Origin of the sequence: Acinetobacter sp. SFB, assembly GCF_001647545.1 — a bacterium.
In the GTDB taxonomy this organism is placed as follows: domain Bacteria; phylum Pseudomonadota; class Gammaproteobacteria; order Pseudomonadales; family Moraxellaceae; genus Acinetobacter.
Map to the genome: position 1 here is coordinate 1 of NZ_LSZH01000006.1, position 12338 is coordinate 12338.

At 31.6% G+C, this 12338-nt stretch carries 15 protein-coding genes and 5 pseudogenes; 10 read left to right on the forward strand and 10 right to left on the reverse strand.

Annotated features, from left to right (window positions below; translation table 11 throughout):
- Both nadS and AY606_RS04355 read right to left on the reverse strand, forming a co-directional pair.
- On the reverse strand, positions 1–229 hold a 229-nt coding region (gene nadS / locus AY606_RS04350; RefSeq protein ID WP_067865309.1), incomplete at its 3' end, for a NadS family protein.
- Positions 222–542, reverse strand: coding sequence for a type II toxin-antitoxin system RelE/ParE family toxin (locus AY606_RS04355; RefSeq protein ID WP_067865314.1), 321 nt, complete (start codon positions 540–542; stop codon positions 222–224). The genes AY606_RS04355 and nadS, both read right to left, overlap by 8 nt.
- 143 nt (positions 543–685) lie before the next feature.
- Here AY606_RS04355 and AY606_RS04360 point away from each other — a divergent pair, with 143 nt between their 5' ends.
- From AY606_RS04360 to AY606_RS16520, 5 genes and pseudogenes are all read left to right on the forward strand, one after another.
- On the forward strand, positions 686–946 hold the full coding sequence (locus AY606_RS04360; RefSeq protein ID WP_067865317.1) for a YxzC family protein: 261 nt from the start codon (positions 686–688) through the stop codon (positions 944–946).
- Positions 947–1187: 241 nt separating this feature from the next.
- A pseudogene (locus tag AY606_RS15710) lies at positions 1188–1386 on the forward strand (IS982 family transposase); the annotation flags it as partial.
- A 63-nt stretch (positions 1387–1449) separates the two neighbouring features.
- Entirely contained in the window at positions 1450–2025 is a 576-nt protein-coding gene (locus AY606_RS04365; RefSeq protein WP_067865321.1) for a hypothetical protein, read from the forward strand.
- 368 nt (positions 2026–2393) lie between these two features.
- On the forward strand, positions 2394–2825 hold the full coding sequence (locus tag AY606_RS04370; RefSeq protein WP_067865324.1) for a hypothetical protein: 432 nt from the start codon (positions 2394–2396) through the stop codon (positions 2823–2825).
- A gap of 142 nt (positions 2826–2967) precedes the next feature.
- Positions 2968–3304: pseudogene (locus tag AY606_RS16520) on the forward strand (ISNCY family transposase); the annotation flags it as partial.
- A gap of 309 nt (positions 3305–3613) precedes the next feature.
- Here AY606_RS16520 and AY606_RS04375 read toward each other — a convergent pair.
- Entirely contained in the window at positions 3614–4738 is a 1125-nt protein-coding gene (locus AY606_RS04375) for an OmpW/AlkL family protein (protein ID WP_067865326.1), read from the reverse strand.
- A 452-nt stretch (positions 4739–5190) separates the two neighbouring features.
- Here AY606_RS04375 and AY606_RS16530 point away from each other — a divergent pair.
- The 3 genes and pseudogenes from AY606_RS16530 to AY606_RS04385 all read left to right on the forward strand — a co-directional run.
- Positions 5191–5569 (forward strand): annotated as a pseudogene (locus tag AY606_RS16530) (transposase); the annotation flags it as partial.
- Positions 5570–5719 (forward strand): annotated as a pseudogene (locus tag AY606_RS16845) (BrnT family toxin); the annotation flags it as partial.
- Positions 5682–5996, forward strand: a complete 315-nt coding sequence (locus AY606_RS04385) for a BrnA antitoxin family protein (RefSeq protein ID WP_067865331.1) — start codon at positions 5682–5684, stop codon at positions 5994–5996. The pseudogene AY606_RS16845 and the gene AY606_RS04385, both read left to right, overlap by 38 nt.
- A gap of 82 nt (positions 5997–6078) precedes the next feature.
- Here the strand turns inward: AY606_RS04385 and AY606_RS04390 are convergent, their stop codons facing one another.
- From AY606_RS04390 to AY606_RS16540, 3 genes and pseudogenes are all read right to left on the reverse strand, one after another.
- Positions 6079–6543, reverse strand: a complete 465-nt coding sequence (locus tag AY606_RS04390; RefSeq protein WP_067865334.1) for a hypothetical protein — start codon at positions 6541–6543, stop codon at positions 6079–6081.
- Positions 6540–6854 (reverse strand): hypothetical protein, encoded by a 315-nt coding sequence (locus tag AY606_RS16535; RefSeq protein WP_249409215.1) that lies wholly within the window; start codon positions 6852–6854, stop codon positions 6540–6542. Before AY606_RS16535 ends, AY606_RS04390 begins: the two co-directional genes overlap by 4 nt.
- A gap of 6 nt (positions 6855–6860) precedes the next feature.
- Positions 6861–7271 (reverse strand): annotated as a pseudogene (locus tag AY606_RS16540) (hypothetical protein); the annotation flags it as partial.
- A gap of 184 nt (positions 7272–7455) precedes the next feature.
- On the opposite strand from AY606_RS16540, the gene AY606_RS04400 reads away from it, so the two are divergent.
- Both AY606_RS04400 and AY606_RS04405 read left to right on the forward strand, forming a co-directional pair.
- Positions 7456–8055, forward strand: a complete 600-nt coding sequence (locus tag AY606_RS04400; protein WP_067865340.1) for a HEAT repeat domain-containing protein — start codon at positions 7456–7458, stop codon at positions 8053–8055.
- 569 nt (positions 8056–8624) lie between these two features.
- Positions 8625–9053: an Imm44 family immunity protein gene (locus tag AY606_RS04405; RefSeq protein ID WP_067865343.1), complete on the forward strand. Its 429-nt coding sequence runs from the start codon at positions 8625–8627 to the stop codon at positions 9051–9053.
- A 628-nt stretch (positions 9054–9681) separates the two neighbouring features.
- Here the strand turns inward: AY606_RS04405 and AY606_RS04415 are convergent.
- From AY606_RS04415 to AY606_RS04430, 4 genes are all read right to left on the reverse strand, one after another.
- Positions 9682–10041 carry an Imm41 family immunity protein gene (locus AY606_RS04415; protein ID WP_081408360.1) on the reverse strand — a complete coding sequence of 120 codons (360 nt, stop codon included), beginning with the start codon at positions 10039–10041 and terminating at the stop codon, positions 9682–9684.
- A 119-nt stretch (positions 10042–10160) separates the two neighbouring features.
- The gene (locus AY606_RS04420) at positions 10161–10643 is read right to left on the reverse strand and encodes a hypothetical protein (protein WP_067865351.1); all 483 of its coding nucleotides are present in this window, start codon (positions 10641–10643) and stop codon (positions 10161–10163) included.
- 146 nt (positions 10644–10789) lie between these two features.
- On the reverse strand, positions 10790–11050 hold the full coding sequence (locus tag AY606_RS04425) for a YxzC family protein (RefSeq protein WP_067865354.1): 261 nt from the start codon (positions 11048–11050) through the stop codon (positions 10790–10792).
- A 189-nt stretch (positions 11051–11239) separates the two neighbouring features.
- Entirely contained in the window at positions 11240–12148 is a 909-nt protein-coding gene (locus tag AY606_RS04430) for a polysaccharide deacetylase family protein (protein ID WP_067865357.1), read from the reverse strand.
- Positions 12149–12338 lie beyond the last annotated feature (190 nt).

Here is a 12338-nt window from a genome sequence, read left to right on the forward strand (position 1 = left end):
CTGCTGGCCCAGTTGGGTATCTACGCCCTTGTTCCCAGTTTTGTAGCGTTCTCGCACTGATATGCAAACGTGCTGCAAATTCCATTTGGCTTAAGCCTGTTTTTTCACGCACTTCTTTAATATCAGGTAATTCAAGCTCGGTAACTCGGCTTGCTTGGATCTCTTTGCGCTTAATCGCGCCTGCTTCTTTAATCGAAGAAACCAGATCATCAAATAAATTTTTATCCATGAAGTTGCTCCTTCACGAGTTGACGAAGAATGGCTGTTTCCTTATCTGTCAGGGTATCTTTTACGGATTTTGGATAAGCCAATAAGAAAAAGATTTGGTGATCTTCATTTACCCAGTAATAAATCACACGGATACCGCCACTTTTACCTTTGTTACCTTGAGCACAACGTACTTTACGTATCCCACCACCATTTTTTACCACATCACCTTTATCAGGCTGTACCAAAAGATCTTGCTGTAACTGACGATATTCTTCATCAGACACAAGCTCTTTAATTTGTCTGGTAAAAATACTGGTTTCAATGAATAACATGAATTAAATACGTCAATGGCGTATAAGGATTTTAGCAGTTCTGGAACTAAAAAACGAGAGCTTTAGGCTCTCGTTTCGCATAATCCGTATTATGTTAATTTTAGAAAAACTTAAAATAACAATACATTTTAGAATTTAATTATATGGAAATAACACTAGAGCAAGTGAAATCAATATTCGAGGATATTCTTAACAAGCGAATAACTAGAGAAGAAGCTGATCGCTGGGCTTATTCAGTAATAGCCGCATCAGAAACTAATTCATTGACTATCGTACCTAATGAAAAAAGAGATCAAGTATGGAATGGTGTTATGTATCTTTATGGAATAGATTTGATGGTAAATCCAGGTGAATATCTTCACACTGAAGAGGATATTATTATCGCAATGAATAAAAAACTATAGTGAATGAATCTGCCATTTAACATAATGGCGCTTATACAAAATTTTAAAAAATATAGTAAAAATAGTAGTTTAAGACTGAATTTATAATTTCGTACAAGGTGTATTATGTTAATTTGAGAGAAACTTAAAGTTAAATAAAAAATTTAGTATCTTCGATATATTTTATTATTTCTTTCAGTTCAGTTCAGTTCAGTTCAGTTCAGTTCAGTTCAGTTCAGTTCAGTTCAGTTCAGTTCAGTCATCAGAAGATGAAGATCATCTAAAGCAAGCTAAATAAAATAGAAATTTTATTTAGCTTGCTGAAAGGAACATATAATTTAATGACGAGCAAAGCTCGAAGTGTTGCAGGCTATTTGGCAGGAATTTATGCCTCTTGATGTGCTTATCAACTCTGTCATCAAAACAAGCCCATGATTCATATTATGCAAACATTGGCTTAAACGGGATTCGGGTTACTTAGGATAATTTAAATCTTTATGCAACAAAGCCGTTGAGCATTAAAAATGATATATGAAGTTGCTAATCCACCATTTTCACTTGATTTTAGAAAAATGAGTAAAGATGAATTAAAACAATATAGTGTATGGTATATCAGTAATATTGAAAACAGAGTTAATCAATTACAAAAATTGATTAATCAGAAAAAAAATAATGAAAAATGTACTTTGAACTATACTTATGATTCATTGATCTGTTTAGGTAAATGGTTTTGCACTATATTTAAAGTGAGAGATAGAACTAATAATGAAATTCTAGAAATAAAAAATTCTGGAAATTATTCAATTGATGTTGAAAAAAAAGTGCCTAATGAAATCACATATTCAATTGCCTACGATATAGGTATGTATTTATGCAATTTTTTCTTAAAAAATCATAGTAATTTAAAAATGGGTTTAGACTTGGTGAAAAAAAATAGTTTGGATTATGGTCAACCAGTGATCACAGGATTTAGCTATAATCAGGTATTTAATCCTCATTATATGATAGTTATTCAGGCAAAAAAAATGGTTAATGAATTAAATCCAAATTTTTTAATAGAGCTATATGATTTTTGGGTAACTAATTCGATATTAAAATAGATATTTAAGGAAGGAAATTTCATTTCATTGCTTAAATTGGAGTTTTGAAATGCTACCAAGTAACTATAGGCAAAAGATAAAACCTAAAATTAACAAATAAGCTCTCATTAAATAAAATCTTAATAGTTAAATGATTGGTTTATCACTGTACTCCCTACAGTAAGTCTTTAACATAAAATCTCTTATACGAAGCTTAAAAAACGAGGAGCTATAGTCCTCGTTTCGTGTAAGCGCCATTATATTAAATAGGAGGGGAATTAAATCCAATACTTAACTTTAGAACTAGTTTTTAAAAATTAGCTCGAAAGATAGACAATTGCGATAAAAACTCTTATTTTAATAATCCAATATTAAAGAATAAGAAAATTATGGGTTTATTAAAAACACATATAGAGTTCCGATCTGATAATTTCCCCAAAACCGCTGAGGAACAAAAAGAATGGGATGGACAAATATGGGGGTATACATTAGCCAAATACTTAGCAGAAGAACTTCCTAAACGTGGTGTAAATGTATTGGATTTCTTAAATGAGGATTGGGGATATTTAATACCTCTAGCAGATGAAAAATTTAAAGATATTTGGATTGGATGCAATCATTATCAAGAGTATGAAAATGGTTTTTTAGTTTTTATAAATCCATCTAAGTCATTAATTAAGCAAGGATTTTTTAAGAAAACTGATATATCAGAGCAGCTCATATTCGTCGCTAATATCTTGAATGAAATACTTACAACTAATTCTACTATTTATGATCAACATTGGTGGGATGAAAAAGATATGAAACTAATTGGTGAGTAATATTTAAGATTCCCTAAAGTTAACATAATACACCTTATACGAAATGCTCTTGTTAGAACCCATTTAAAGTGTCTATATTCTCACCAATAAAAATGTCTGGTTTATGAGGGTTTTTATCACCATGGACTGGATCTAAATATAGATGCTGATCACTATATCTGACAAAAAACTCAACGTCTTGCAGTTCTGCAAGACGTTCGAGATCCTCCTATTACCCAAGTCCAAACTGCTGAAATTATCAATCTTTTAACATGTCAAATTCCCCCGCTATGGAAAAAGCTAAATCAAGATAGTGTTTTTTAGGCATGATACCTACCAGTCGTGATCAACCTAGCCATCATCGCCATAATGATTTATTAAAATCGCAGTTCCTTTTCCTTATTTCTAAATATCTGCGTGGTTTTGAACCAAACTTGGCTCATCATAAGCTTAGCAGCGTATTTGAGCTGAATATCCTAGTAGAAACGATATTGAATTGGACTTATATTTTAAACAATCGACTTACTCTTCATTTCTTGGAGGATTGCCATCTTAAGGTGATTAAGATGTTCATCATCAGCAGAATCAACACTTGAACCATCTTTAGTAATAGTGTTGTAAATCTCACTTAAGAATATATGAATGAGCCATAACGAACCATAAAGATACTTGTGTTTATTATAAAACTATCCTGTTCCAAGTGTCTCAAATGTTATAAATTAAAGAAAAAAAACCACACATAAACAGTGTGGTGGCAAAATGCCTCAAGGATTGTTTCAAATTTATTAATTTTAGGATCTATTTAATCCTTAAAAGCGATAACCTATCCCCATATATGTAATGAGTGGATCGATATCAATTTTTGTAGATGAATGGATCAAGCGATTACCTGAGTTATTATCAATGACATCAATATTGACACGATTATTTAATTTCGCATAAGACACTGAAGCGACACCATACCAATTTGCAGTTAAATCATAAGTTGCACCTAAAGTTACAATCGGTGCAATTGCATCAGTTGTTTTTACTTTAATGGAAGGATCTGCACTAGAAATTTTTCCATCAAGTGCTGCACCTGCCTTATTATCAAGCACATTTTGGATCATATGCCCAGCAGCAATCAAATCTGATTCAACAATTGAATTTAACTCAATCTTATTGAAATAGGCATACATAATTCCTGCACCTACATAAGGACGGAATCTGTTTACACCAGATTTACCAAACTGGTATTGCGCTTCAATCGCGGGGGTCCAAGCACGTACTGTTGAGACTACTGCTTTATTTCCCAAATTAGTAATAGGAATATCCTGTCTTAAATCAAGACCTTCTGGAAAAAGCATATCTGAAGTCGAACCCGGAGTTGGGGTTGCATGCCCGCTTAAAGGTGCATAGATCTCGCCCTTGCCTTTAATATCAACTTCAGGTGGAATACCGCCAATAATTTGTAAAGAAATATTATCATTAATATAATAGTTAAAAGTTAAGCCTAATGTATCAACATCATCGGCCTCTAATCCTGTTCCTGCTGAACTCCAGTGTTCCAAACCTTGTATTTGTGCAGTACCCGATTCAGTTGCATTAATATTGCCTAGGCCATCCCCTACAAACGAACTTAACAAACCAGTATCATGGAGTTCTGTTAATACATCTTTCGCAAAAAAAGGTGCTCCAGTTCCAGGATCATTTGAAATAAAAGCAGGATCAACCGAATTAATAAATGCTTCTTCACTAATCGTTCCCACAGTCGAAATATGACCATTTTTGACTGCAGTACTAGTGCTAAATGCATTCGCTTTTCCTTGGGGCATCACATGTAGCCAGCCAGCTGATACTGAAAAACGTTTTAATCCCTCAGCGGAACTTAAATTTGCTATAAAAATCAAAGAAGTGCCAAGTGCTAATTTCTTTAATAATTGTCTATTATTCATTTTTTAGTCCTTTTTAATGATTCAAAGTCATACATGACAATGCACAACAAAAATACATAAAAAAAGTACACTTGTAGAGCAAAAAATCATCTATAAAATTAAACTTATCGTTAAAAAGTATTTTGTAAAAAAAAATTAAATTATTAATTGGGTTAAAAAATCTTACTAAATATATAGTTAATTATAATTCAACTAAAAAATTATTAATTATTAATATATATATTAAGTATATATATAGTTTAAATTTATGTGATAAGTATCAATATTAAGTCTTTTAAATTGCATAATATCTTTTATTTAAACAAAACTTATTCCTTAATTGATGAGGAGAACCAAGATTTAAAGCTTTTTTTCTATTCAATTTTAGGAGAGTTAATTTTATACGTTGTGAATATCCATCGATTTTGTAGACACTCTTTAGTTAGATAAAATGGCTAATTAACGAGGTGTTTATGAGCAGTAGCAAACGATATCCTGAAGAATTCAAAATTGAAGCAGTAAAGCAAGTGACTGAAAAAGGTCATAGTGTGGCCGAAGTTGCTGCGCGTTTAGGAACCACCACCCATAGTCTGTATGCCTGGATTAAACGTTATGATCTACAGCAGACCAAGATCACAGAATCTGGTGATCCACTTGCAGAATTGGCAAAGCTAAAGAAAGAACTCCAAAGAGTCACGGAAGAAAGAGACATATTAAAAAAAGCCGCGGTGTACTTCGCAAGCCAGTCCAAGTGAGGTATGCCTTTCCTTTATTCAGGACAATCAGCGTATATGGCCGATTCGTCGTTTGTGTTCAACTCTGGATGTTCATCACAGCGGCTATTACGCATGGTTACACGGGCAGACAGTTTTATTAGTAGCCCACACTGTACAAGATCATAATGGGATTGATCATATCCGTATTATTTCAGCACGACAGGCAGAGAAAAAAGAGAGGAAACAGTATGAACAAAACCGTTACTTACAAAGTGGATTTGAATAACCCTCCTGTTTTATCTGAAGAACAAAAGGCAAGACTTGAGGCTTTAGCTAAACGCCCAAACAGTGAAATAGACTTTTCAGACATTCCTGAACTTGATGAAAGTTTTTGGAAAAATGCAGTGCAGAATCCTTTTTACAAGCCGACTAAACAAGTAACTACGGTTCGCATCGATGCAGATGTCATGCAGTGGCTAAAAGCCCAAGGCAAAGGCTATCAGACACGAATGAACAAAATTCTGCGTGATGCCATGCTGAATGAACTAAAGAATCATCCATAAAAAATGGGAGCTATAGGCTCCCATTTTTGACTTCGTATAATCCGTATTATGTTAATTTTAGGGAAATTAAATAATTACTATTTTAAGGCCCACCACCCAATTCTGTAATAAACCAATTAGATCTAGGATCCTTTTGTACAATATTAATAAACAAAACATAGTCTCCAGGCGGATTTTCCGCATCATCCGTATGTACTACTTTTAATTTTATCATTAGTGAAATAATTTTATAAAATTCTTGATAGTACTCAGGTCTACCTTTCGCTGAATCATAATCACCCCTTGTTATCTCTAGAATTTTTGAGTCTTTGAAAGGGAGAAACCTTTCAGGAATTTTTAACTCTTCATATAATCGCTCATCTGGCCAAACATATTTCAGTGCTGATTTTGAATCGCCTTTGGAGAGTGAATTTAAGAAAAGAATCGTTGTTTGTGCAGCCATTTCTTTATCATGAGTTGACTTTTGTTTATATGAACTAAAGACTAGAAGTAAGCAGAGACCTATAAACAAGGTTCCTATTTTTATAAATGTTTTAGACTTTATCACTTTATTTTTATCTGCCTAAAAGATAAGTAGCAGGCTAAAAGACACCCAAGCCAAAATAAATAATCAAGAATAAAATATAAAAAAATGAATTGATCTAATCCTATAATAATATTTAAAGGATCTATAGCTATACTACCGCCTGGAGATATTTCACCATCTACTAAAAACTGTAATGGAAATCCTCCTCCTATGACTTCAACTTTTCCAAGTCTATCTACGACTATACGGTCAATTAAAATATATTTTTGATAAAATAAAGATATATAAGTAAAAATAAATGCTAAACAATTAAAATAAATTATCTTTTTCATAAATAATTCTTTAACTTTAAAATCAGTTAAAAATAACCAATAAGACAAGCCTGGAATTAGAGCCATAAGAATAGTCCAAGTATCGGTATACATCTTCCACCATTCTTTCGAAACTTCTCCTGTATGACTCCATCCCAAGAGAACAAAAAATGGGGTAGCAATAATTAACGAGCTAATACAGATGGTTATAAAACTAAGAACACTATAACGATTTAAAAGAATTGAGAACATAAAGCTAAAAGGTACTGTCAAAATACAATAAGCTAAGTAAATAAGACCATGCCCTACAAAAACCACAAAAATCGAATATAGACTATATTCACGATTCATTATGATAAACAGCAATGCTGTGAAAAAAAGTAATGGTAAAGGAGCAAGTAATAGGGCCTTTACTATTTTTTCTTTTGTGTATTTCATTAACTTAATTCTCTTAGCTACTCAAGAATTATTACACTATATCAAATCTTTGAAAGAGCTTTTTGAATGAGCATATGTAAGATAATGGTGGGTATTCGAACATAATTTATTAAAACCCATTTAAACTTATTTTGGTGCTTTTAATATTGATGTAAGGACATTCTTATTTAAAAATGTAGGTGATATGAAAAATAATAGTAGGGTGATTTATTTAGTTATTACAGCAATCGTAGTAGCTCTTGTTGGATTCTTTATTTTTGCCAAAAAAAGTGATGATATGCATAATAGAGAGCGCCTGCAAACTCAAGAAAAAATCAGTTCGAAAAGTACTATTCTTAATGCTAATGATGGTATCACTGACAATCAGCTAAATCTCCCTCATGAAACGCCTCCTAAATGGGCAAAAAGTATGATTGCTATTAATAATAGCCCTAGATATTCACGAGAAGATAAAATCCACCAGCTAGTTGATTTGTTGAAACAAAATGAATCGAATCCATATGCATTAAGTGCAATTCTTATATCACTAACTAAATTAAACCCAATTGAAGCAGTAGACGATATTATTCCTTATTTAAAAGATACGGAGCCAAAGGTTCAACTTTTAGCTCTGGGTGTTCTTCATAATGCGTCCCTACTCACTAAGAAAGAACATGAGCTTAAGCGTTCACTTCCAGAGAATAAAGCTGTTCGTAAACGGATTACTGAAGCCTTTAATGAGCTTAAAGTAGATCCAAATACGTCAGATGAAGTAAAGGGAGTATTAATTGCCACTTTCCTATAGATAAATCCTTTCTTAAAAGGCAAATAACAACTGATTTTATAGGGTATTCTTAATTCACTATGAGTGGAAAACAACCCCACTTAACATAATGGCGCTTATACGAAACGTAATTGTAATAATCATTTAATATCAATTGTTTATATTAAAATAGAAAACCCAAAAAACAGTAAAAAACCGGCCTGGAAACAAGTCGGCTTTTTTTTAAACAGTTTTGATATCTTCCGCCAATAAAATTAATCATTTTTTAATCAAACTGGAGTTTTTATCAATGTTGTCAGCCTTCCCGGGGTAGAAAATATCCCCAATTTCTGCGGATAAAAAGGGGACATTTTTTAGCCGGCCTTGTACGCATTTGCTCACATCAATCTCGGCCCTTTGCTGCTATACCACCTCGCTGTAATTTCCTATCATGGGGACATAGAGAGCAGGATGCTCCAAATAAAAAGAACAACGTACAGAACAAGGAATGTTAGATCCGACAGGAGTTAGGTCTAAGCATCAAATACGAAAAACCCCGACAGGATGTCGGGGTTTTTTATTATAAATAATTAGACTATTAAGAGTTTTTTATGCAGGTATGGATGAGTAGTGAATCAAGTAAAGAAGTATTAAATGAAGAACAATTAACACAATTAGATGTTGCTCGTAACTATGTTAAAAATCTTCTTAATCATAAACTTGAGCATAAGTCTTACGATATACCTTTAGATAGTTGGGACTGTATTACAGTAATGATGGGTCCAAGAGGCTTCGAAGAACGAGTCATGTATTCATTTAAAAAAAAGAGTATGGATTTTCGCTTAAAAATAAATTACGAGGAATTTAAGTCTACCGATGATTTGGGACGCCAAAAACTTATTTTTGAGATGATGCTCAGAAGTTTAGACTTGTTAAAAATTAAATTTGAAAAGGTGAGGCCTAAGCTTGATCAAAAATTATATGAAGAACTTGATAGACTAAAAAAAGATGTTCTAGATATTGCAAAAATTGATTCATAACTCATATGGCCAATACCATACAATGATCTATTTCGCATAAGAGATTTTATTTTAAATAAAAGACGCGTAATAGGATCTTCTAGAGGTTGTCTGGATAATCGTCATGATTAAAAAAATAATTTTTATTCTGAATTTTGGTTTTATAATTTTTTTAAACATTTTAATATTCATATATATAAAGTTACATTATATTTATTACAATAAACCTGTATATGAATATGATTTATTTGAAAATGATGCTGTAGTAAATATTTCTCTTATTTCGATTTTATTATTTGTAACAACAATTCCATTTATTTTTATAGGAAATAAAGTTAAAATCATTAGATATATAAAATTCATATTATATATGATTTATTTATGTTTAATGTTTAGCTTTATTTACATATATTTTCCAGAAAAGTATCTTAATTAATGTTTATGTTGGTAGTTTTCCTAGAAATGATAAATCATCATATAAGTTATTATGTGGAAAGTTACGTAGGATAGTTTCTTTTGCATCCATAATTTTTGTTATTTAAAGTTTTCCTAAAATCAGCATAATACACCTTATGCGAAGTCCAAAATGGGAGCTATAAGCTCCCACTTTTACTAATTTTTTTGATAATTTCGCATAAATACCATTATGTTAAGCAGGGGAATTTAGCAGTGGGTTAACTTCTTCAAAAATATTTTGTTCAGGCATCGATTTAGCGAAATAGCCTTCAAATACTAATTGCACTCTTTCCCTCAATTCATAAAGCTTAAGACGTTTCAATTTTTTTATTTTAAAGTAATCATTCTTATCTAAATGACAGCTAATTGTGCCCATAATTATGCTAAAAATTCTAAACACTTCCCAATCCAATTTTTCAGATGAGTTTTTTTCAAGTTCATAAATTCCCCACTCTAAAACCCAATATTCCTCAATATCCCATACTTGTTTTTCATGTAGTTTCCCTAAAAATGAATCATCATACAAGTCATTATGGGGAAAGTTACGTAGAATAGTTTTTTTGCATCCATAATTTCCTTCTTTAAAGAATTTCTAAAATGAACATAATACAGCTTATACGAAGCTTAAAAAACGAGGAGCTATAGTCCTCGTTTCGTGTAAGCGCCATTATGTTAAATGAACCTCAATTTTGGTAAAAGCCAATTTTTAAGATCATTAAGGAATGTGGGCCATACTTCTTCTGGTTCTAATATAGAAATACCTTTTAAAGACAAATAGAATTCATCGTCATAGTGAGTTATGAAGTCATATAAATATTCATCTTCAGCGTATCTAGAGATGTCTAGCAATATTACAAATAGATTAAAGATTAATTCCTTTGAATATTCGATAGGTAGCGGTTTTTCAATATATTTCTTCAATACACCCCAAAGGATTATTTTCTTAAGAGTAGGCTCTATCTTGCTCTGTTCAATATTAATGTTATGAAAATAATCTAAGACTTCCTCATCTTTAGAGAAAAAACAAATTTCCAAAGCCAATAAATCCGTTGGATTTTTCTCTAACGTATTTACAGCCCAGTTTTGAATGTCTTTGGCTGATTTTAAGTTTAATGCTAATTCCACTTTGAACTGAAATTTTTTTGCTTCATTCATTTCTTATTATTAACTCTACCTAAAATTAACATAATACACCTTATACGAAATTATAAATTCAGTCTTAAATTACTATTTTTACTATTTTTACTATATTTTTTAAAATTTTGTATAAGCGCCATTATGTTAAATGGCAGATTCATTCCCTATAGTTTTTTATTCATTGCGATAATAATATCCTCTTCAGTGTGAAGATATTCACCTGGATTTACCATCAAATCTATTCCATAAAGATACATAACACCACTCCATACTTGATCTCTTTTTTCATTAGGTACGATAGTCAATGAATTAGTTTCTGATGCGGATATTACTGAATAAGCCCAGCGATCAGCTTCTTCTCTAGTTATTCGCTTGTTAAGAACATCCTCGAATATTGATTTCACTTGCTCTAGTGTTATTTCCATATAATTAAATTCTAAAATGTATTGTTATTTTAAGTTTTTCTAAAATTAACATAATAAACCTTATACGAAAGGCCCAATTGATGGGCCTTTAGATTATCTATTTAACATAAAATCTCTTATACGAAGCTTAAAAAACGAGGATCTAGAGTCCTCGTTTCGTGTAAGCGCCATTATGTTAAGTGGCATGATCTAGGGGGTAATATTCAAACCATTTTTTTTCAAATTTGAATATTCATATGGAGCATCTTCTGCTGGATAACGTAAATTTTTAACACCATAAATTTGTGCAATATTCCATACAATACTTTCACCAGCAGGTAAGAGCTGTGGCTGAATTTTATAAATTGGATCTTGATAAGCTGTATCACTATCAATAAATTTCCAGCCCTGTTTGTTGAACGAAGAAATTATGTCTTCTAACCAAGCTGCATTAATCGCTCTAACATGAAGTAAAAGTACATGCTTTGGTGAACGTCCTAATGTTTGTAGTGCTAAATCATCATAATATTTTGCCCGATCAAGTAAATGGAAAATATAGGCCTGTTTTAATTTATCCAAGCTATTTTGATCGTTCTCTTGCTGATATTTCAAAAATAATTGGTTGTAATACCAATCACTAGCATCAATGCTAACGGCACCAGATTGATAGTTATGATTAATAAGCCACTTTCTCACGCCCTCCCTTTTTTCAATGGTATTTCCTTCTTTAAGAAATGGAAAACGATAACGTGGCACAAATCCTTTTAATGAAGAAAAGGCTTGATGACCTTGCTGTATATCTTGTAAATAATTAGGTAAATTTACTTCATTTTTATTAAGATTTAGGTGTAAATTTCCATGATTACCAATGCGATGTCCTTGTTTCCCCCATTTAGAAATAATATTTAATCCTTCTGTTCCCCCAATCCTACTTATATTTGGATAAACGATTGCATGAATATTATTCTGTTTTAAGGTATTTAAAATATCATTATTGATTTGTTGAGCTTCTAAATTAATTAATGGATCTAAACCATCATCGAAACTTAATGCTACGCTTTTTGCGATAGCTATATTAGATAAACCTAAGCAAAGACTTAAGATAATTTTTTTAAGCATAAAATGACTCTATTATTTTAAATTACTTATGATGAGTCACTAGCCTAACATTTTATTTTATAGTTAAACTTTTCTAAAATTAACATAATACAGTTTATGCGAAATGATAGCCTAAAGCTCTCGTTTTTTAGTTCCAGAACTGCTAAAATCCTTATACGCCATTGACGTATTTAATTCATGTTATTCATTG

Bases quoted from the DNA above. Each gene is read 5' to 3' on its own strand.
- AY606_RS04355 (WP_067865314.1), bottom strand. From the start codon at position 542: ATGTTATTCATTGAAACCAGTATTTTTACCAGACAAATTAAAGAGCTT.
- AY606_RS04360 (WP_067865317.1), top strand. From the start codon at position 686: ATGGAAATAACACTAGAGCAAGTGAAATCAATATTCGAGGATATTCTT.
- AY606_RS04365 (WP_067865321.1), top strand. From the start codon at position 1,450: ATGATATATGAAGTTGCTAATCCACCATTTTCACTTGATTTTAGAAAA.
- AY606_RS04370 (WP_067865324.1), top strand. From the start codon at position 2,394: ATGGGTTTATTAAAAACACATATAGAGTTCCGATCTGATAATTTCCCC.
- AY606_RS04375 (WP_067865326.1), bottom strand. From the start codon at position 4,738: ATGAATAATAGACAATTATTAAAGAAATTAGCACTTGGCACTTCTTTG.
- AY606_RS04385 (WP_067865331.1), top strand. From the start codon at position 5,682: ATGAACAAAACCGTTACTTACAAAGTGGATTTGAATAACCCTCCTGTT.
- AY606_RS16535 (WP_249409215.1), bottom strand. From the start codon at position 6,854: ATGAAAAAGATAATTTATTTTAATTGTTTAGCATTTATTTTTACTTAT.
- AY606_RS04400 (WP_067865340.1), top strand. From the start codon at position 7,456: ATGAAAAATAATAGTAGGGTGATTTATTTAGTTATTACAGCAATCGTA.
- AY606_RS04405 (WP_067865343.1), top strand. From the start codon at position 8,625: ATGCAGGTATGGATGAGTAGTGAATCAAGTAAAGAAGTATTAAATGAA.
- AY606_RS04420 (WP_067865351.1), bottom strand. From the start codon at position 10,643: ATGAATGAAGCAAAAAAATTTCAGTTCAAAGTGGAATTAGCATTAAAC.
- AY606_RS04425 (WP_067865354.1), bottom strand. From the start codon at position 11,050: ATGGAAATAACACTAGAGCAAGTGAAATCAATATTCGAGGATGTTCTT.
- AY606_RS04430 (WP_067865357.1), bottom strand. From the start codon at position 12,148: ATGCTTAAAAAAATTATCTTAAGTCTTTGCTTAGGTTTATCTAATATA.